Here is a 17,958-nt window from a genome sequence, read left to right on the forward strand (position 1 = left end):
ACTTTTCATGCTCATTTTTAACTCTTGACTACTTAAATTTTTTTCTAACTCCTAACTATTTAATCAACTATGACTGTGCAAAAATCTGACTACGAAGCGAGTTTGGCAGAGTACAGCAATCATCTAGCTGCGATCGCCTTACTAAAACAATATCGGCCATACTTAGAGATGATTCCCAGTTTGCGCCGTCCCGATGAAAGTGTCATTACTATCCCTTTGCCGATTGTCCGTCTTCGCAACACAGCAACAACAACGCCACAAACGATTTGCTTACCCTGTGATGTGGCAATTTTGATGTGCGATCCAGAGTGGAAAATCAAAACCGGAGCCGAAATCTTAGTCTTTATTCATCGCGCTCACGAAGACTTTTCTGATTTGTTAGGACGTTGGCGACAAACCCAAGTTTTCTTGGACAATGATTATGAGTGGTTGATGCCTCTGCGCCACAGTCATATTTTGAGTGAGGGAGCTAATACTATATATCCTCTGTTTGTCGTTTTCAGTAATACCTTAGAACGCATCCAACGAGGACTCGTAGGAGCCGAACTTCCATTTATTATCCAAACACCAGATTTGCTACTTGAGGAAAATTTCACAGACACTTTTTGTCCAGAAATCCCACCAGCTTAATCAAGGCAAAAGGTAAAAGTAAAAAGGCAAAAGAATTTGCCTGTTTCTTTTGCCTTTTTACTTTTTACTTTTTACTTTACAAATTGCGGCATAATTTCGGCAGCAGTGAATATTCCATAGATGCCGCGTTGGTGCAATTGCTTACCAGCTTTGAGATAGCCAAAGGCAGGCCCGCAGACATTGGCTGCCATACTGGTTTCATCTCCCAAAGTAAAGGTATGGGTGGAAATCTTCCCTTCAAAAGTGCGCCCTGTTACCTTAACGTTAGTGCTGAGGGGCTTTTTAGGATTGCGAGTATCGACTACACCACCAACTGTAACGCGATCGCGATCGCAAATTCCTGCGACCTCTAGCATCACATCATCAGCGTGTTCCATATTCTTCAAGGTAAGCACGCCATTAGTTTTATCTAGTAGTGCTTCTACTTCTGCGTCAGTCATCGCCCTAGCAGTTTCCACTGTATAACCAGGGATATGGCCAATATCTTCCCGAACAGTGGCGCGGTAAGCTTCCCAGTTGGCAATTCCTACCCCAAAGGTAATTTCGACTTGATGAATTTCGGCGTAGCTTTGGGCGGCTAATGCGGCGGCGGCGGTTAACAGTCCGGGTGTAGCACCACAACCTGTCATGTAAGTAATCCCGGCGGCTTGCAGTTCTTCTTTCATCGCCAGTAGTTGTTCTACAGCAGAGGTGCGCTTAATTGCATCCACTAGCACCCCCTGCCAACCAGATTTAATAAACTCTTTGGCTACAGAAGGGATAAAATCGTTTGGTAAGTTGGGTAAAGCCAGAAAATACCCATCCACAGGTTGAGCTATTGCAATTACATCCTGAATACTTTGATTTGTTAACGTACCAACTGGTTCTAAATAACCTACAGAACCTTGGGACTGGTAAGTTGCAATGCATTCTTGAGTATTTAAACCTTCAGCAGCGTAAGCGTAACCTTTTTGATCTGCGGCTGCGACTAAAATCATTTCCTGTTTAGCAGCAAGTACTTTGGCGGCGGCTTGTCCGAGTCCGCCGAAACCTAGTACTCCTATGCGTATCGCTGACGAAATATTTGCTGTACTCATAATCAATTACTTAAGTTTAATCACAAGCTTTCAAACTTTACCATCTCAGCTTGTGGCTGATGGCTGACAGCTTTTAGCTATAAAGGTTAATTATGCTTCATTATCCTGGTTTCTTCGCCGACCAAATCAGTTTTTTCACCAGAAATTCTTGTTGAGTGATTTCGGCTTGAGCAAATTTTCACGCGAGATAGCAGCAAAAATCCAAAGGACTGCGAACACTCCGACAACCACGATTAAGAAAATGAGAGAAGAACCATAAACAGAAAAGCGGTTTTTTATCCGCTTTTCTGTTATTTTTTAAACTATGAAAGTATGTCCACAAGAAGGACATTGAGTCAATTTAGTAACTCCAAGTCCTGCAAGAGCAGCTCCAATAACCGCCCCTGGTATAGTTCCAGCAATTGCTCCCAAAGGCCCCATTGCGATTCCAATACCGGAACCAAGCCAAGCGCCAGTTGCAGCACCGGCGGCGGTAGCTCCAGCAGTTACTAAATGATTAGTTGCTTCAAACTGATGGTTGCATTTTTCACAAACGACTTTAGCCATAAGCAGTTCCTCTCGGTTTATCTATTATTAGAATGCCCAAAAACAGCTACTGATTAAGATGAACGGTATAAATTAACTTTTTTTCAGATTAAAATTACTGATACATAAATTACATTTTATTGTAATAACGTAATCACGGCAAACAGTGATGTTTTTTAGAAATATTTGGCGTAAATAAAGTTACAGAAGGTTCAGTATGGGGAACCCTAGTATTAAGAGAATGTTTGAAAAGTCCTATTGTCGGTAACAAAACGTTTTAGATCCCCCTAAATCCCCCGGTAAATTGGGTGACTTTGATTCCGGTTCCCCCCTTTTTTAAGGGGGGTTAGGGGGGATCTTTATACAACTTGATACTTTTCAAACAACCTCTAAGGCAGACAAAGCACAAGTCGCTTTTTAATTTATTTAAACTGCTGTAACTGTTTTTACGAGCTATGCAATTATCAATTAAGTCTCTTCTTTCATGGCTGGAACGACTGCTGCGTTTGGATTTTCAAGCCATTCTGTTAGTTTTTCTGTTGATATGGACTCCTTTACTTGCAAATACTACTTTGCAGGTTCAGCACTCTTGCGACCCTATGATTCATTGGTCTGGTGAATTTCCAGCAGAATGCAAACAAATAGCAACTGAATCAAAATCTTCCATTAATCAGCAAAACAAGACTACTAAAATTAAACCGGACAGTAAACCTAAAAGTGAAGTCTACAAGCCTCTAAATATAATTACGGAACATAGAAATAATCCTAAATTAGAAGAAGAAAGAGCAATCTTGGAAGCTATAAAAGAACAGCCTGATCTTACTGCTGGTGCAATCGGTATAGCTGTTGCAACAGGTGTTGCTTTAATTGGAGCCGCTCCAGCATTTATTGTTGTTGGCTCTGGATTTCTAACTTGGTTAGCTATTAGAATAGCTTTATCAATTTGATTAAATTGAATTATCTAATTTCAAATAGTCAGACACTTCTTTTAGGAATAACTAAAAATGCAATCTCCATCTCAAGATAATAATTATTCAGGCAATAGCCCACAACAACCATCAAATTCTTCTATCGATACAACAAGTCCTAATAATCAACTTGGTAATAATGCAGGAATACCGTTAGAAACTGTACAAGCTACGAATAACAACTCCAATTTGCCTCTTGATTTAAGCAAACTAATCGTAGTGGCAATCTTCCTTATTGTCTTAGCTACTACTTTTTTTATTATCAACCGAGGAAGCGATGTCTGCATTTTTAGTTTCTGTAGCGAGACTGAGAGACATTCTTCTACAGTAACATCTGATTTTTGGGCTTTTGCTGGAGGTACAGCGACAGTTTTTGTTCTTACAACATTCTTAGGACTTTCAATAGTACCCGCAGTACTTATATCAAGTGTTGTTTGGTTCATTATATATTCCTCGTTTCATTTATCTTAGTTATAGGAGAATAACAGAGTATGAACTTGATTGAAGTCCGCAAAGTTTCTAAAACCTTTCGGAAAGGCTTTAATGAATATCCGATTATTCAAAACATGGATTTTTTTGTTGAAAAAGGAGAATTTGTAGTACTGCTAGGAAACAATGGTGCAGGCAAAAGTACATTACTTAATTTGATTTTAGGGCTTGTCCAACCCAGTGAAGGAGAAGTAAAACTTATGGGTCTTTCTCCTCAGCAATCTTCTGCAAAAAAAGCTGTGGGTGCCGTTTTACAAGAAACAACAGTTCCTAAAAATTTAAAAGTTAAAGAACTTGTGCAGCTTGTACGAAGTTACTATCCTCAGTCATACACAGTTCAAGATATTTTGAAAAGGGTCGGTCTTGAAGATAAATCTGAAGCATGGGTTAGTGAGTTAGCCGGTGGGGAAAAACAACGTTTGTATTTTGCTCTTGCTTTAGTGGGTAATCCAGAACTGCTTATACTTGATGAACCTACACAAAAGTTGGATAAGGAAGGCTATGAAATGTTTTGGCAAGAAATAAGACTCTGCCAAAAGCAGGGAATCACAATTTTAATGGTGATACACCCTGATGAGCAGGATTTGGATAAACTTAGCCAACTTGCCACTCGTTATGTCACTCTCCATGCACTTGCTGAAGCACCATCAGAAGGTCAACTTATTGAAGATACGAGTAAAGAGATAATTCAAATAGAGAATCAACAAATATCACAAAATATACCTGTAATTCAACCACAAGGTGCTGCATTTATCTTTTTGCAGCAAATGTGGGTAGAAATAATTCAGCTATTTCGTACACCTCTGTTTTTATTAGGTATTATTCTGTTTGCCTGTTTCAGCAGTGTTCTTCCATTTCATGGTGAATTAGCAAAACAAGCACTAACATCATTTAGTGTATTAATCTTATTGACGATTGCTATTGATAGGTTAGGTAAGAGAGTCTCAGTTGAACGCGCTGAAGGTTGGTTAAAATTGCTCCGTATAACTCCATTACCACCAGTTATCTATATCGCTGCAAAAGTTGTAACAACTCTGCTATTATCCACCATAATTATTACCTTAATTATGATATTAGGGATTTGGCGCTTAAAAATAGATATTAATCCTGAACAACTATTGCTTCTTGTCTTCAGCTTAGTGTTGGGAGTGATACCTTTTGCTGTTTTTGGTCTAGCACTAAGTTATTTAACAGAACCTAAAAGTTATGACTCTATTGCTGGATTATCTATTCCGCTTGGGTTAGCAAGTTGTGGTGCTTTACCTCTAACTAATCCACGTTATTTACAGGATTTAGTTGCTTTCTCTCCTTTTTACCACTATAGAGAACTAACGCTATGGGCAGCAGGTTTAGATTATGACGAACATCTGTTATTGCATTTACTATGGCTATTGTGGGCTGGAGGTATATTTGGATTGATAGCTGTATGGGCGTATAAACGCGATTCAGTAATTCAATAGCGTTTTCTCGTCTATGCATAATACACATAGAACATAATGCGATCGCCTATTGTACTGATGAGTGCGATCGCATTAAAAATTATTGAAAATTTGAACGTTTGTTGACAAAATCCTGATGTGTAATCACAATGTAATTACATGCCAGGATAAATATCGTCATGGGAACAGCAATTAGAACCCGTATTATTAAAATTGGGAACTCTCAAGGTATTCGCATTCCTAAACTTCTCCTAGAACAAAGTGGTATTGATGAAGAGGTGGAAATTGAAATTCAAGATTGTCACCTAATTGTCCGTGCTGCCTCTAAATCGCGTCAAGGGTGGGAGGAAGCATTTGCAACAATGGCGAAACAACACGACGATGCACTGCTTGATGATGCCGTAACTACAGAGTGGGAGCATCTAAAGTGGGAGTGGTAGTCAATCGATTTGATGTATTTTTGGTTAACCTCGACCCGACGATTGGCAGTGAGATTCAGAAGACAAGACCCTGTGTAGTAATTTCACCAGATGAGATGAACAAATATATTGCCACTGTCATTGTTGCTCCGATGACAACTAAAGGACAGTCTTATCCGACTCGTGTGGCTTGTCAGTTTCAGGGCAAGGATGGGCAAATCGTTCTCGATCAAATTCGTACAGTTGACAAAACTCGATTAGTCAAAAAGCTAGGTCAAATTGATTCTGATGAACAAAAAGCAGTTTTAGATACTTTGGCTGAAATGTTTGCTGAATAATCTGTCTAAGAATCGCACACACCGGATGGTTATGAGATTGTAATCGTAAGCAAAGTTTCCGTGTTGGATCAATACAGTTCAGTTAAGGCTTGATCCTCCCTAACCCTCCTTAAAAAGGAGGGAACTAAGCCCCCCTTTTTAAGAGGGCTTGGGGGGATCTTCCGAGGTTAAACATCACTAACTGAACCGTATTGCGTGTTGGATGCGATCGCCTATTGTAGTACCCACGATAGTTTAAATCTACAACGATAATCCGCCTACGCTTCTAGTAGAAGTAATTCCGAGTTAGGATCGTAGCTAAATATTGCCAAATAAATGTCTAGAGTTATTATGATGCCAACATCGCGTATTGTTCATAGTGACCCTGATATATTAGGGGGAACTACTGTCTTTGTTGGAACTCGCGTACCAATTAAGACCTTGCTTGATTATCTAGAAGCAGGTGATTCGCTAAATGAGTTTTTAGATCATTTTCCCAGTGTTAGCCGTGAGCAAGCGATCGCAGCACTGGAATGTACAAAAATTGCTAAATGCCATCCTTCCTGGTGAGGTAATTGAAGTAGGACTTTCCTAATTAGGCTACGCCTACGCATATTACAAATCTACCATCAAGCGATCGCCTACTCATAGGTTGGGTTGATGCAAGAAAACCCAAGGTTTGATTATATTTATTTTTTATATTCTGGCGATCGCAGTCTAAAAATCCGTTGATACACGATTCTAAATAAAGTTATTCCTACGTATAACTCATCATCTGGCTCTAAGTTGACACTGCACTGCAACCGACTTACTTAGAAAGCATTAATGAAATAAGGTAAATCTAAATAATAATGATAAAGATTTTCAATAATTTTTATATTTTTGTAACCATCTAGCTGGCTATAACTACGTCTAATGCCTATTTTTAGTACTTTTGCAGCTTACTTGGCAAACTCAGTTTTTACCTTGACTAATCAATGAGGTTAAGAGAAACTAACTAAATACTGATGTGTATGCTTATAATACTAATAAGTTTTGTAAAGATTCTGAGATATATATGTTGAAACATGGAACATTAGTTAACAAATGGGGAGTTTGTATCTAAATATGTTCCTACGGCTATATTTATAGCCTTCTGCTAAGGCAGTAAAATTTAAGCGTACTTATCGTGGTTGGCCAAGAGCATGGAGACATTAGAGTTCATAATCTATCCAGACGGTCGGGTACAAGAGAAAGTCACTGGCATTGTGGGTAATTCATGCGCTGAGGTTACAGCAGCAATAGAGGCACAGCTAGGGCAAGTACTTAATCATGAGCCAACCTCAGAATATTTCGCCGCGAAGGTGCAGCAATCTAATGTGGCGAATACACACACCACTTACAGCGATTGGTAAGTTTTCACAGTAGTTTAGTGTTATTAATTCACAACCACCATGTCACACTTTAGCCAAATTAAGACTCAAATCCGTAACCTTGATTCTTTGAAAGATGCTTTGACTGAATTGGGCGTAGACTGGAAACCCGGCCCGCGCGAAGTCCGTGGCTATCGCGGTCAAACCCATCCTGCGGAAGTTAGTATTGAGCAGGAAAATGGCTATGACATCGGTTTTAGATGGAATGGCAAGGAATATGAATTGGTGGCTGACTTGCAATATTGGCAGCAAAACCTGTCTGTGGACGGATTCTTGCGCCAGGTAACACAGCGCTATGCTTATCAAACAGTTGTGAAAGAAACCGCTCGTGTTGGTTTTCAAGTCTCTGAACAACAAAAAAATGAAGATGGTTCAATTCGCCTGGTAGTACAGCGCTGGAGTGCGTAATGGCTGATTTTCTGCCGTCGCCGGAAGAAGAAGATAACCGTTCCGGTTTGGAACCAGAATTAGGGGGTTTTTTACGCGATGCCCCAGAACGTTCTGGTTTGGAACCGGAATTGGGTGGTTTGCTGCGCCAAAATGGTGTTTATGTTGATGAAATCACCTGTATTGGTTGCAAGCATTGCGCTCATGTTGCGCGTAACACTTTTTACATTGAACCAGATTACGGGCGATCGCGCGTGGTTCGCCAAGATGGGGACGCTGAAGAAATTATCCAAGAAGCAATTGACACTTGTCCGGTTGATTGCATTCACTGGGTTGATTACACTGAACTGAAAAAGTTAGAAGACGAGCGCAAATATCAGGTAATTCCTATAGTGGGTTATCCTGTAGAACATGCAGTTGCTGCTAGCGAAAGTCGGCGTAAAAAGCAAAAGTTAAAAACCAAAAAATCCCGTTATTAAGATAAAAACGTTAAATCAATATAATAAAGGACTGGTATATCCAGTCCTTTTGTTTTTCGTAATATAGTTAATTTTTGACAGCTTTTCGGTAAAGTCTTTTAATCCAAAATTTGGATGGCTACCTTCATTTGAAATTTAGAGGATCGTGTTGTGAAAGCAATTTTTCTACTTTTGCCTCGTCTAACCTAGCGGTTAATCTTCTATTTTCATGCAAATCTCTAGTAGTTTTCGCCAAAGTAAAAGTTGAGCCAACAGAAAAAGCCATACCCATACCCATAAAGCCCTTCACCCAGCCATTTACAGGTAAGTTTACAATGCCGAAGGTGGTCATAGAAATAGAAATAACAAAAGCTGCCCAAGTTTGAATAACCCAAGCCGGACTGTCTTTTTGAGTACCAATTGTTTGCATATTTTCTACCTTTGATTATGAGTGATTTATACTAATTCGTAATTAAGAGGCATCAGATTTAATCTGGGTTTCCAGACTTGTATCTGTAGTTTAATTTGGGAAAAGTGGTGTTAAAAGTAATTGTAGTTATTGGTAGGTTTACTGGTATCAACATTAAGACCAGTTTGGGAACTGGACTCTAAAAAGTAAGCTTAAGAGCAATTGAAGCAAATAGAAACTGGCACAAAGTTTGTACCAGTTTTATAAGTGGCATTAAACGGATTAATTTACTTATTCATCTGGAAAAGTCTGTACCTTACCATCAGGACTGAGAACAACTCGAATTCTGACATTTTGTCCGCGTGTATTAGCGGAAACAAAAGGTTTGCCAACTTCGGGCATCCCAGCGTTATCAACGAATTCTCTTGCTGCCTTATTGAGAGGAAAAATTCGTTCAACTGTGCCGTCAACACTGACTATTAAACTGTACTCTAATGTTTGTCCTAGTCCAGTAGGTGGTTGCCAACGCTTTTTGAGGTATTCTCTAGCTTCTGCTACTTGAGGTGTATCAAATAACGTACCAGTAGCCACTTCTCTGGATTTAGGGGTTTTGGGTGTGTCCCCTAATTGATCGATGAATGGATTATTATCCGCAGTTCTAGAGGAGGGAAGTTGTGAAACAGGTTTTTCGCCGGGAGAAGATTGCTGTAGGGAATTGATTCTTTCGTCTAGCTGTTGTGAAGTTAGTGGCGAGGCTTGGGTACGAGTATTGCCACCATTATTGGGAATAGTGCTAAGAGACGGGGGGGAAATTGGTGAAATATTAGTTGGTAAGCTGCCTGCGTTAGAAGATAGTCTGGGTGGCAAATTCCGCAGTTGAGGGAGATTGCCAGCTTGGGGATTTGACCCTGTAGAGTTCTGTCCCAAATTTGGTATTATGGCAATCTCCTGGCCTGGGTTCTTGCTAGATGGTGCGATCGCTCGATTGGTGGGAAGGGTTGAAGTCCTGCCCTGGGTTGTTGTTACTGCACTATTTGGAAATAGAGGTGGCGGTGCAGCAAAACTAGAACTAGGGGCTGGGGCTGTTAGAGGTGCTTGGGGCAAAGTCGATGTGGGAAGTGGAGGAGTGGAACCTAACAAATTATCTGATGGAGTGGTGAGTCCAGGTTCAGGTGTAGGGAAGTTTAGTGAAGTTGAAGGTTCTAAAGCAGTCTTTACTGCTGCTGAATCTGATGTTTTCGCTGTCTGCTGTTCCTTTTCTCTAATGCTATTAGCATATTGCCAAGTAACTGGTAAGAAACCTACACCTAAGACTAATACTGCGGCAACAGGTGCCCAAGCAGGGAACCTCAGAGTCGAACTCGTGCTGTTGAGAGTTGGGAGTGCCATGACATCAGTTGAGTATTCATCTAAAGCACTGGCCAAATCGAATAATTGCAGCAGAGTGAGTTGAATTACAGGGCCGGATGAGTGGTTGGCGAGAGAACCGAGAACTAAGTTGTGAGTTAAATAGCTGCTTGGTTCTAAGCGGATATTTGCCCCAGGAAGTTGGGTATTAAAAGAATTTAATGTTTGTATTGAGGACTTTAATTCCGGCTCACCCAATGCTGTGTTTGACTGTTGAGTACCGGAGAAACTGACCCAAAAGCTCTCTGGAGACTGTTGGAGAAATTGCTGTACGTAATTTGTGACTGCATCACACAAAGCTTCAAGTTGATCGCGATCGCCCCGAATTGGGATTCTGTGTTCTTCTGGTAGTCGGGGATCGTCAAAACGTAGCTCAAAGCTTAGGTGTTTGAGGACAGTTTTCCCCATCCAACGGGACAGTGGCGAGCTTTGCGCGAATACTTCTAGCGTGCAAGTAGGGGGGGTGTAGCGACGAATTACAGAATTTGATAGAGGCATAGCAGGAACTGCGAGGAAGACTATTTGGGATTTTGCAAAAATTTAAGCCAGTTGCTTGCAAAGAAAAGTTGAAACGGTGGATTCCTTCACTCACAAGGAATGTTTGTCAGGTTTCTTCCGTTGTGTAGTCTTGTGCCAGGAGGAAGCAGTGCTGATAGTGCATCGCCCAAGGGCTAACGGCTATCAAAAAGGTTTCCCGATCTAGCAAACAAATCACAAGCGAATTTTGATTGAGGAATTTCAAATTTCAAATCTAAAATTTTGTCGAACGGTCTATAAGTGCTAGCCAGAGACGGCGATGCCCACCAGGGGCGCTGTAAAAAAGTAAATCTACAAGCAGTTTTAGTGCCAGGTTGGTAAGTAAATCCGTTGAGATTTTCTCGTCCTCTTCCATCCGATCTTGGTAGGTGTTGCAAAAAGCATCAATATAGTCTCCAAGTAAAGCAGCCTGGTGAGGTTCCCGGTTATTTTCTGCCATTTGTTCCAACAGGCCGACAGCGCGGCGAATCAATTCCTGGTGCTGTTTGGCTAGGTAGCAGATAATCAGAACAAGCGATCGCGCTTCTTCGACATCTAGCTTTTTTCGCCCTCCTTGACCTTTGCGTAGGGGATTTGACTGGCGCAGTCGCCATAAAGCTACGCGGTCTGGCACTCTTGACTCTAAATTCAGATCGGTTGCCGCCGAAAGCATAGCCTCTGAGCCAATCCCAGTTAAGGTTTCTAGCGCCAACAGCACCAAGTCTAATTGGGTTTTGATATTGTCCCATTGAACTGTGTTTGGGGCTGGAAGCTTGATTAAATCCTCCCACTGGGAATTTGGAGTGGCTGAGTTGGCGGCCGAGTGCATAACTTTTAGCATAGGTGATCGAGCGGATAGGGGATGTTGCTGTTACCCATTTTGAAACCAGACTCTCAAGCATCAAGCTTGGTTTCCCATAGCGATGAGCCAGAGGCTTCAGCTAGATTTTTTCTATGTGGTAAACAGCATGTATCTTTGTCCTACTCTAGATGAAAATTTATTTTCAACAAAGTAGAAAAGTATCAATTCTAATTAAGGTTTACCCAACTTTCATTGCTAATTCCGTACAAGAGTATAAATAAACTATGTTTTGAATGCTAACTGCCAATTATCGTTAAGTAATTATGTAGAATACCTCCTACATTTATTTGCAGTTTTAAATTGTGAAATTTCTTGATGCTGATTACTTGTTTTTAATGTATACATAATTACTATACAAATCTTTTGGCTGTTTGCTAAAGGTGCTTCTTGCTGCTACGGAGCAGTTTCACTTGTGTGCAGCCTGTTATTTCAGGACACGCTGGGCAGCATCAGGACTGATCGATCTGACTTTTCCCGTTAAGTCTCTCTAGCAAGCTGCTAACCCTCTCTAAGGGACTTCCAAATAAAAAAATATCCAATTAACTCCTGTGGGGTGGGCGTCTCGCCCGCCCAGTCTATATGGCGGGCAAGATGCCCACCCCACAATATTGGATAATTTATTTCTTGGAGTTCCCTAAGAGGATGTTTTAAAAGTCCTCTGGTCGGTAGCAAAACGTTTTAGATCCCCCTAAATCCCCCTTAAGAAGGGGGACTTTTAGAGACTTTGCCCCATTTTTTACGGGTGTTTGGGGGATCAACAAGTGCCTAAAATTACAGCTAACCACTTTTAAAACATCCTCTAAGAGACGCTACGCGAATACGAAGATCGTGCAATTTTAACTCGCCTAACCACAGTACCTGGATGCCAATGGAAGTATTACGTCGATATTCTAAGTAACCGCCTAAACGAGCGATATCTACGATGGGCTACGCCTACGCAAACCAAGCGCCCAACTAACTGTTAACACCTTGGGTAGTTTTAGTAATTTGGCTTTTAAAACGTTAAGTTGACAGGGATTGAGGACTTCAATAGCCGCAGAATTCTAAACTGCGGTTACGATCCGCGCGAACGAGAACTCCTTATGGCACAAAGAGTCAAAACTCACTTTGAGCGTTCCTACACTCGTCACTAAAATAGGAACTAGAGACTGGGGACTGGAGATTGGGGATTGGAATCAGAATTATTCCCAACACTTAATCCCTAATTTATAAATCTGAGTCACGATCGAGTTAGCGGCTCTGCGCTAAAGTAAAAATATTGGGATCAAAATCTCTGGCAGTAAGTTCAATACACCACTAATCTTTACCACTGCGGCGATAATGTCTCAAGAGTATAACGAATCACTCCAAATTCAAGAGATCACCAAACTCAAACCGAAACACTTTGCTGATTTAGTCAGATCGGCACAATTGATTTTCGACCCCACAGCAGGTGTTTCGGGAAGACATATAACAGTTGACTGGGAACAATTCGGAATTCCCCATGATGTGGCGGACAATCTCAGAAGCCTTGGTCAACAGTACCAATATGCATCTCCTCACATCCCTGTTGAAGTCATTTGGGGTCAATTAACTCCCGAAACTCGTATTTGGTTCGTTCAAAACAAAGATAGGTTGTGGCAGCTTGAAGAAGCTTTCCCAGCCCTTGATGAAGATTAAACGGCTGAACCATTAGAAAGGAATATAAATTATTTGTAGGGGCAGAATAATCGTTGTGCCCCTATCCTGTCTCTATAGCGATTCTTGTGTAAGTTGATTTATGCGATGGCGCAAGCGACCGCCGTAGGCGATCGCGTTAGCTTAAGTACATAAGTTAAATTAATAAAAAAGCTTTCTATTGATGAATCAAAGCCTAAGTGTTGCTTCCAGCCTGGAAGAACACACTCATAAAAATCCTGTTGTTACCAAACAACAGCTATTTACGAAGCAACTAATTGTCCTTGTCTTAGAAATACTTCTAGCATTACCTCTGGGTTTACTCCTGGCCAAGTTCCAAATTGGTAGAATTGCCTGGATATTTGGCGGCATTGCTGCTGGTACAGTAGTTATTCAAGGGTGTCGAATTTTTTATCAATATTCCCCCCAACCTAACCGCACTGCTAGAAAAGTGGGAATGGCACTTGTAGGTTTAACTGTCGGCGCTTCCAATACCCACGGTAATCTAGCTAGTATTGCTTCTAGTATTCCCATATTTATTTTTCTGACCTTGTTTCTGCTGCTGAGTGGAAGCTGTATTGGTTATATTTACGCCCGCCTCAGTAAAACCAACCTATTGACAGCAATGCTGGCGACAGTTCCTGGTGGTGTCGGAATTATGGCTGCGATCGCAGCCGATTACAATAAAAATGTCAGCTTAGTTGCTCTAGTTCAGGCGATTCGCGTCACTTCAGTAGTTGTTTTGATTCCCTTCATCGCTAGGACATCAGCTGGTAATTACTATCCCCAACCACTCCCAATCAACGGCGTTTGGCTCAATCTCGATCCATCTCAACTAGAATTACTCTTGTTAGTACTCCTAATCACTGGATTAGTAGTTTATCCAGCTATATTATTTAAAATTCCCGCCGGCGATTTCTTTGGTGCATTGTTGATTGGTATGGGGTTTAATCCTTTGCTACATTGGCTGCCTTTTGTGGGCGATATTAGTTTTAGTCCGCCGCCAATAATAAACTTATTGGGTCAAATGCTTCTGGGAATTACCATTGGTGAATATTGGGGAGACAAACCCAACTTTAAGAAGCGGACTGTCGGCTATGCCTTGATGTCTGTAGGAATGACTCTCATCGCCGGAGCGATCGCTGCTATACTTGCCATGCAATTAACTTCTTGGGACTGGTTAACCTGTCTCTTAGTCACAGCACCAGGAGGATCGGCAGAAATGATTTTGGTTTCCCTGGCATTAAATCATAATGTTGAAATTGTCACAACTGGTCATTTAGTGCGGTTGATTGCGATTAATAGTTCCCTACCTCTTTGGGTGTTTTTGTTTCGCCATCTAGATGAGCAAGTTTCTGAACCAGTTTAATTGATGAAGGTATTGGTAATGGGGCATTAGTTTTTGACAAATGACAAATGACAAATGACAAAGATGCAACTTGAATGCTGATTAGCTTATCCTTTTGTTATCCAAACACTAAGGATGCTTTAGATGGTTGCCCAAATCCAAGAACTTGAAGCGCAGCACTGGGTTAAAACTCGTTCTTCCCTCGACCCTAGCGAATCGACTTTCCTGATTTGGAAAGGTAAGATTTATGCCTTTATCCCTGGCGAGAAAAGACAACTCCTGTTCAAGATGCTGGGATTGAGTGTTAGCCGATGTATTCCCACAGCAGAGGGTAGCTGGGATTTTACTTCTAGAGAACTGACTTACTACCTCAATCCAAAAACAGATGAAGTCTTACGCAAATGGGAGAATCCTTGGACAGGCGAGACAGTTCCGGTAATTCACGTCGCCAATAATCCCGTGCAGGGTAGGTTTGAGGGAAATTTTCCCGCACAAGTAGATGGTGACAGTACAACCTTCGTTTTTGATATATTTCCCTATTACCCCAATCCCTTAGCAGACGATCGCAAATTTACCGAATATAGCCCAAATCCAATTTATCAGGCGGCAGAATTGTTTAAATTAACTGTGCCAACCGCAGATTTATTTAACACAGCGCTTCAGTCAGTTTCTGAACTCAAACTGAGTTGGGATCGGATTGGTCAATGGCTTCCTTGGATGAAAATGGGCGATCGCCCCGGTCAACTTATCTATAGTGCTGTTGGTAGCAAAGTCAATGGTTTAACAGAACTGCCTCCACTGTTGCAAGACGAAATTAATAACCGGATTCCTCTATATAAACAAGCCCCAAAAGCATTGATAGATGGGGAAGATATGACTTCTTGGTTGTACTTCCAAAAGCACTTTCAAGCTTATTTAGCTGGTGAAATCTTCCCACTTCCCCAAGCAGAAGAGTTGTAAACTAGCTGAAAAGAACTATCGATCTCTTGCCAGGAGATAGCTGATGGCGATCCGAGAAGCAAACTTAGCTGATGCACCTGGCATCGCCAAAGTCCATATAGACACTTGGCGGACAACCTACAGCAAGTTAATGCCAGCAAAGTTTCTCGCAGATTTATCTTATGAAGAACGAGAGACAAAATGGGTAAAAATTTTGAGCAATATAACTCAGGATGATTTCACATATATTACTGAGGATGAAACCGGGCAAATAGTTGGTTTTGCTAGTGGAGGTAAAGAGAGGACAGGCGATTGCCTTTATCAAGGCGAGCTTTATGCTATCTATATTCTGGAGAAGTACCAGCGCCAAGGTTTAGGATATCGCCTGGTTTCCACCATCGCCACCAGGCTAATGCAGTCTGGTATTAGTTCAATGTTAGTCTGGGTTTTAGCTGATAACCCCGCAGCCCATTTCTATCAAAGCCTTGGTGGTCAACAGGTGAACCAAAAGCAAATTGAGATTGCCACAGTGCAACTGGTTGAGGTTGCTTATGGTTGGATAGACACCCGAAAAGGGATAATTTAGGGATTTCCAAGAAATAAATTATCCAAAGAAACTAACGACTCCAGACGCAGCGAAAAGTTACGATGGAGGAATCCTCCGATCGTAACTTTTCAAGAGAGAGAAATAGAAAGGATTTTTGCGTCAGTTTTGGGATATTTTTTTATGTTGCATTTTGAAAATTGAAATGGAATGATAGGTCAATGTGATTTATTGATTCGCTTGCTTAATTCGGCTTGAATTTCTTCCTCTGTAGTGCAAACTACACCTAGTCTAGCTGCTAGCCTATCCATATAAGTATGAAACGCCTCCGTATCTTCTGGATGCGATCGCACATAAGCGAGTAAATCCTTGTCTGACATTGCCTTATAATCGGGCTGTGTCATTTAATCATTACCTCTCCATTAGAAAAAATTTCTATTTCAATTGTGTCGCCAATTAAGACAAATATTGGTTGGGTTCGTTCATCTAGTCGAACTATGTTGATTGCTTGAAACATATTACTTGCCATAAGGCACAAGCGATACAGCGTTTTTAACTGCTCTAGTATTGGCTCCATTATAACCTCGTTATTTCTGGTAGTCTTTTTTTTGACACTCAAATAGATGTAAACCTAACCGTTGGGAAAGTTCTTCACATACTTTCACCCCGCGTACACTATTACCACGCACATCCAGTAGTGGCGAAAAAACTCCAATGCCCATTTTATTGGGTACAACAGCGATAATCCCGCCACAAATACCGCTTTTCGCCGGAATCCCAATTTTGTAAGCCCACTCACCCGCAAAGTTGTACATCCCACAGGTGTACATCACACTCAGAATATCTTTGATGTAACGCTTATCTACCGCCTGTTCTTTGGTAATGGGGTTCATACCTTTGTTAGCCAGGGTAGCCGCCATCACTGCTAAATCTTGGCAATTCACTATCACAGCACACTGCTGGAAATAAAGATCCAACGACTCTTCAATATTCCGGTCAATCATGCCAAAGTTGAGCATCAGATGCGCCATTGCGCGGTTGCGATGTCCGGTACTGCGTTCTGAGGTAAAAACTGAAATGTCAACGAATACATCGCGGCCAATATATCGCTTGAACATATCCAGCGTTCGGTTAAGACGTTCCGTTGGGCCAGAACCTTTAATTAAGCTGGTGGTTGCGATCGCTCCAGCGTTTACCATTGGATTATAAGGTCGCTTCGATTGCTCATCCAAAACAATCGCGTTGAATGCATCCCCTGTTGGTTCCACGCCAACTCTAGTTAAAACATAATCCAGTCCATGATCTTCTAAGGCAAGTCCATAAGCAAAGACTTTGGAAATAGACTGAATGGTAAAGAGTTGGTCATAATCGCCAACTTTGTAAATCTGACCATCTACTGTGACAATGCAAATACTGAACAAATCCGGGTTTGCCTTCGCCAGTTCTGGAATATATTTAGCTACTGTACCCTCTTGCAGTAACTTGTACTGGGAATGCAATTCCTTAAGAACAGCTAATAATGGCGATGAATCTATTTCTAAATCTCTTTGATTTACTTGGCTTGTCATCAGACTGATAGTATTCTCCAAAATACTCACTATATATAGTAGGGGTGCAGCCGTACATACTTACAACCACAAAGATTTTGTCAAAGACAGCTTGCTGTCAAAAATCATCCTTGAGCAATTACTGAGGTTTCTAAGATTAAGTTGTTATTTTTAACACACCAAATGTTTTTTGTGCAAGCGATCGCGAAGATTTATTAATTTTTCCATCGTTAATCACAAAAAATATTAGGTTGAGTATATTTCTTTATTTTATACTCAGTAACACTGATACTATTAGTTGTATTTAGTACTTGTATCCGTTTAGTCATTGGGAATAAAAGTCATCATTAATCTAAGTAGAAGAAACATCTTAAACTCAAACTAATTTGCCTAATTATTTCAGATGTAACTCTTATCACGACTTATTCATAGGGAAATCTAAATATTTAATTAAATAAGTGATTTTAAGTATTTATGCAGATGCTATTTAATTGAGGTTATATTATCTTCTTATAGGAAATAGCGAGATAAATGTAATATAGAATACACGCATAGTTGCGAGCCTTTAGAGGAGAAATCAATAGGGTATCGTTGCTTCGGCTTGAAATAA

Annotated in this window: 22 protein-coding genes and 1 pseudogene; 13 read left to right on the forward strand and 10 right to left on the reverse strand. The window is 40.9% G+C overall.

What is annotated here, in order from left to right; all coding sequences use genetic code 11:
• Positions 1-69: 69 nt before the first annotated feature.
• Positions 70-630, forward strand: a complete 561-nt coding sequence (locus tag CDG77_RS03965; RefSeq protein WP_094328120.1) for a hypothetical protein — start codon at positions 70-72, stop codon at positions 628-630.
• Between the two features lie 71 nt (positions 631-701).
• Here the strand turns inward: CDG77_RS03965 and bioU are convergent, their stop codons facing one another.
• On the reverse strand, positions 702-1,706 hold the full coding sequence (gene bioU, locus CDG77_RS03970; RefSeq protein WP_094328121.1) for a (S)-8-amino-7-oxononanoate synthase BioU: 1,005 nt from the start codon (positions 1,704-1,706) through the stop codon (positions 702-704).
• 297 nt (positions 1,707-2,003) lie between these two features.
• A complete protein-coding gene (locus CDG77_RS03975; RefSeq protein ID WP_094328122.1) occupies positions 2,004-2,252 on the reverse strand; it encodes a hypothetical protein in 249 nt (82 codons plus the stop codon).
• Between the two features lie 434 nt (positions 2,253-2,686).
• On the opposite strand from CDG77_RS03975, the gene CDG77_RS03980 reads away from it, so the two are divergent.
• The gene (locus tag CDG77_RS03980) at positions 2,687-3,178 is read left to right on the forward strand and encodes a hypothetical protein (protein WP_094328123.1); all 492 of its coding nucleotides are present in this window, start codon (positions 2,687-2,689) and stop codon (positions 3,176-3,178) included.
• 146 nt (positions 3,179-3,324) lie between these two features.
• Here CDG77_RS03980 and CDG77_RS03985 read toward each other — a convergent pair whose 3' ends face one another.
• Entirely contained in the window at positions 3,325-3,642 is a 318-nt protein-coding gene (locus CDG77_RS03985) for a hypothetical protein (RefSeq protein ID WP_094328124.1), read from the reverse strand.
• 48 nt (positions 3,643-3,690) lie between these two features.
• Here CDG77_RS03985 and CDG77_RS03990 point away from each other — a divergent pair, with 48 nt between their 5' ends.
• The 7 genes from CDG77_RS03990 to CDG77_RS04020 all read left to right on the forward strand — a co-directional run bounded on the left by CDG77_RS03990 (position 3,691) and on the right by CDG77_RS04020 (position 8,141).
• Entirely contained in the window at positions 3,691-5,148 is a 1,458-nt protein-coding gene (locus tag CDG77_RS03990; RefSeq protein WP_094328125.1) for an ABC transporter ATP-binding protein, read from the forward strand.
• Positions 5,149-5,306: 158 nt separating this feature from the next.
• Entirely contained in the window at positions 5,307-5,567 is a 261-nt protein-coding gene (locus CDG77_RS03995) for an AbrB/MazE/SpoVT family DNA-binding domain-containing protein (protein ID WP_094328126.1), read from the forward strand.
• Entirely contained in the window at positions 5,540-5,884 is a 345-nt protein-coding gene (locus CDG77_RS04000) for a type II toxin-antitoxin system PemK/MazF family toxin (protein WP_223269706.1), read from the forward strand. Before CDG77_RS03995 ends, CDG77_RS04000 begins: the two co-directional genes overlap by 28 nt.
• A gap of 330 nt (positions 5,885-6,214) precedes the next feature.
• The gene (locus CDG77_RS04005) at positions 6,215-6,433 is read left to right on the forward strand and encodes a DUF433 domain-containing protein (protein ID WP_094328128.1); all 219 of its coding nucleotides are present in this window, start codon (positions 6,215-6,217) and stop codon (positions 6,431-6,433) included.
• A 614-nt stretch (positions 6,434-7,047) separates the two neighbouring features.
• A complete protein-coding gene (locus CDG77_RS04010; RefSeq protein ID WP_094328129.1) occupies positions 7,048-7,257 on the forward strand; it encodes a DUF2997 domain-containing protein in 210 nt (69 codons plus the stop codon).
• A 39-nt stretch (positions 7,258-7,296) separates the two neighbouring features.
• Positions 7,297-7,683 (forward strand): DUF1257 domain-containing protein, encoded by a 387-nt coding sequence (locus tag CDG77_RS04015; RefSeq protein WP_094328130.1) that lies wholly within the window; start codon positions 7,297-7,299, stop codon positions 7,681-7,683.
• Positions 7,683-8,141: a ferredoxin gene (locus CDG77_RS04020; protein ID WP_094328131.1), complete on the forward strand. Its 459-nt coding sequence runs from the start codon at positions 7,683-7,685 to the stop codon at positions 8,139-8,141. The genes CDG77_RS04015 and CDG77_RS04020 overlap by 1 nt, the downstream gene beginning before the upstream one ends.
• 124 nt (positions 8,142-8,265) lie before the next feature.
• Here CDG77_RS04020 and CDG77_RS04025 read toward each other — a convergent pair whose 3' ends face one another.
• The 4 genes and pseudogenes from CDG77_RS04025 to CDG77_RS39040 form a co-directional block, all read right to left on the reverse strand.
• The gene (locus tag CDG77_RS04025; RefSeq protein ID WP_094328132.1) at positions 8,266-8,550 is read right to left on the reverse strand and encodes a YiaA/YiaB family inner membrane protein; all 285 of its coding nucleotides are present in this window, start codon (positions 8,548-8,550) and stop codon (positions 8,266-8,268) included.
• A 270-nt stretch (positions 8,551-8,820) separates the two neighbouring features.
• On the reverse strand, positions 8,821-10,434 hold the full coding sequence (locus CDG77_RS04030; protein ID WP_094328133.1) for a DUF4335 domain-containing protein: 1,614 nt from the start codon (positions 10,432-10,434) through the stop codon (positions 8,821-8,823).
• A gap of 253 nt (positions 10,435-10,687) precedes the next feature.
• Positions 10,688-11,293 carry a DUF3038 domain-containing protein gene (locus tag CDG77_RS04035; protein WP_094328134.1) on the reverse strand — a complete coding sequence of 202 codons (606 nt, stop codon included), beginning with the start codon at positions 11,291-11,293 and terminating at the stop codon, positions 10,688-10,690.
• Between the two features lie 798 nt (positions 11,294-12,091).
• Positions 12,092-12,348 (reverse strand): annotated as a pseudogene (locus CDG77_RS39040) (hypothetical protein); the annotation flags it as partial.
• Between the two features lie 286 nt (positions 12,349-12,634).
• On the opposite strand from CDG77_RS39040, the gene CDG77_RS04040 reads away from it, so the two are divergent.
• From CDG77_RS04040 to CDG77_RS04055, 4 genes are all read left to right on the forward strand, one after another.
• Positions 12,635-12,973, forward strand: coding sequence for a hypothetical protein (locus CDG77_RS04040; protein ID WP_094328135.1), 339 nt, complete (start codon positions 12,635-12,637; stop codon positions 12,971-12,973).
• A 181-nt stretch (positions 12,974-13,154) separates the two neighbouring features.
• The gene (locus CDG77_RS04045) at positions 13,155-14,339 is read left to right on the forward strand and encodes an AbrB family transcriptional regulator (RefSeq protein WP_094328136.1); all 1,185 of its coding nucleotides are present in this window, start codon (positions 13,155-13,157) and stop codon (positions 14,337-14,339) included.
• A 123-nt stretch (positions 14,340-14,462) separates the two neighbouring features.
• A complete protein-coding gene (locus CDG77_RS04050) occupies positions 14,463-15,278 on the forward strand; it encodes a DUF1838 domain-containing protein (protein WP_094328137.1) in 816 nt (271 codons plus the stop codon).
• Between the two features lie 43 nt (positions 15,279-15,321).
• Positions 15,322-15,843, forward strand: coding sequence for a GNAT family N-acetyltransferase (locus CDG77_RS04055; RefSeq protein WP_094328138.1), 522 nt, complete (start codon positions 15,322-15,324; stop codon positions 15,841-15,843).
• Positions 15,844-16,019: 176 nt separating this feature from the next.
• Here CDG77_RS04055 and CDG77_RS04060 read toward each other — a convergent pair whose 3' ends face one another.
• Genes CDG77_RS04060 through glsA form a run of 3 tightly spaced genes read right to left on the reverse strand, consistent with a single transcriptional unit; the run spans position 16,020 to position 17,369 of the window.
• The gene (locus CDG77_RS04060; RefSeq protein WP_094328139.1) at positions 16,020-16,205 is read right to left on the reverse strand and encodes a DUF6887 family protein; all 186 of its coding nucleotides are present in this window, start codon (positions 16,203-16,205) and stop codon (positions 16,020-16,022) included.
• Entirely contained in the window at positions 16,202-16,378 is a 177-nt protein-coding gene (locus CDG77_RS36235) for a DUF6888 family protein (RefSeq protein WP_190233902.1), read from the reverse strand. The genes CDG77_RS04060 and CDG77_RS36235 overlap by 4 nt, the downstream gene beginning before the upstream one ends.
• 10 nt (positions 16,379-16,388) lie before the next feature.
• Positions 16,389-17,369 (reverse strand): glutaminase A, encoded by a 981-nt coding sequence (gene glsA, locus CDG77_RS04065; protein WP_094328140.1) that lies wholly within the window; start codon positions 17,367-17,369, stop codon positions 16,389-16,391.
• Positions 17,370-17,958 lie beyond the last annotated feature (589 nt).

This window comes from Nostoc sp. 'Peltigera membranacea cyanobiont' 213 (assembly GCF_002245975.1).
Taxonomy (GTDB): Bacteria; Cyanobacteriota; Cyanobacteriia; order Cyanobacteriales; family Nostocaceae; genus Nostoc.

What these genes read in the sequence shown, in the direction of transcription:
- CDG77_RS03965 (WP_094328120.1), top strand. Translation starts at nt 70, where the DNA reads ATGACTGTGCAAAAATCTGACTACGAAGCGAGTTTGGCAGAGTACAGC.
- bioU (WP_094328121.1), bottom strand. Translation starts at nt 1,706, where the DNA reads ATGAGTACAGCAAATATTTCGTCAGCGATACGCATAGGAGTACTAGGT.
- CDG77_RS03975 (WP_094328122.1), bottom strand. Translation starts at nt 2,252, where the DNA reads ATGGCTAAAGTCGTTTGTGAAAAATGCAACCATCAGTTTGAAGCAACT.
- CDG77_RS03980 (WP_094328123.1), top strand. Translation starts at nt 2,687, where the DNA reads ATGCAATTATCAATTAAGTCTCTTCTTTCATGGCTGGAACGACTGCTG.
- CDG77_RS03985 (WP_094328124.1), bottom strand. Translation starts at nt 3,642, where the DNA reads ATGAACCAAACAACACTTGATATAAGTACTGCGGGTACTATTGAAAGT.
- CDG77_RS03990 (WP_094328125.1), top strand. Translation starts at nt 3,691, where the DNA reads ATGAACTTGATTGAAGTCCGCAAAGTTTCTAAAACCTTTCGGAAAGGC.
- CDG77_RS03995 (WP_094328126.1), top strand. Translation starts at nt 5,307, where the DNA reads ATGGGAACAGCAATTAGAACCCGTATTATTAAAATTGGGAACTCTCAA.
- CDG77_RS04005 (WP_094328128.1), top strand. Translation starts at nt 6,215, where the DNA reads ATGATGCCAACATCGCGTATTGTTCATAGTGACCCTGATATATTAGGG.
- CDG77_RS04010 (WP_094328129.1), top strand. Translation starts at nt 7,048, where the DNA reads ATGGAGACATTAGAGTTCATAATCTATCCAGACGGTCGGGTACAAGAG.
- CDG77_RS04015 (WP_094328130.1), top strand. Translation starts at nt 7,297, where the DNA reads ATGTCACACTTTAGCCAAATTAAGACTCAAATCCGTAACCTTGATTCT.
- CDG77_RS04020 (WP_094328131.1), top strand. Translation starts at nt 7,683, where the DNA reads ATGGCTGATTTTCTGCCGTCGCCGGAAGAAGAAGATAACCGTTCCGGT.
- CDG77_RS04025 (WP_094328132.1), bottom strand. Translation starts at nt 8,550, where the DNA reads ATGCAAACAATTGGTACTCAAAAAGACAGTCCGGCTTGGGTTATTCAA.
- CDG77_RS04030 (WP_094328133.1), bottom strand. Translation starts at nt 10,434, where the DNA reads ATGCCTCTATCAAATTCTGTAATTCGTCGCTACACCCCCCCTACTTGC.
- CDG77_RS04035 (WP_094328134.1), bottom strand. Translation starts at nt 11,293, where the DNA reads ATGCTAAAAGTTATGCACTCGGCCGCCAACTCAGCCACTCCAAATTCC.
- CDG77_RS04040 (WP_094328135.1), top strand. Translation starts at nt 12,635, where the DNA reads ATGTCTCAAGAGTATAACGAATCACTCCAAATTCAAGAGATCACCAAA.
- CDG77_RS04045 (WP_094328136.1), top strand. Translation starts at nt 13,155, where the DNA reads ATGAATCAAAGCCTAAGTGTTGCTTCCAGCCTGGAAGAACACACTCAT.
- CDG77_RS04050 (WP_094328137.1), top strand. Translation starts at nt 14,463, where the DNA reads ATGGTTGCCCAAATCCAAGAACTTGAAGCGCAGCACTGGGTTAAAACT.
- CDG77_RS04055 (WP_094328138.1), top strand. Translation starts at nt 15,322, where the DNA reads ATGGCGATCCGAGAAGCAAACTTAGCTGATGCACCTGGCATCGCCAAA.
- CDG77_RS04060 (WP_094328139.1), bottom strand. Translation starts at nt 16,205, where the DNA reads ATGACACAGCCCGATTATAAGGCAATGTCAGACAAGGATTTACTCGCT.
- CDG77_RS36235 (WP_190233902.1), bottom strand. Translation starts at nt 16,378, where the DNA reads ATGGAGCCAATACTAGAGCAGTTAAAAACGCTGTATCGCTTGTGCCTT.
- glsA (WP_094328140.1), bottom strand. Translation starts at nt 17,369, where the DNA reads ATGACAAGCCAAGTAAATCAAAGAGATTTAGAAATAGATTCATCGCCA.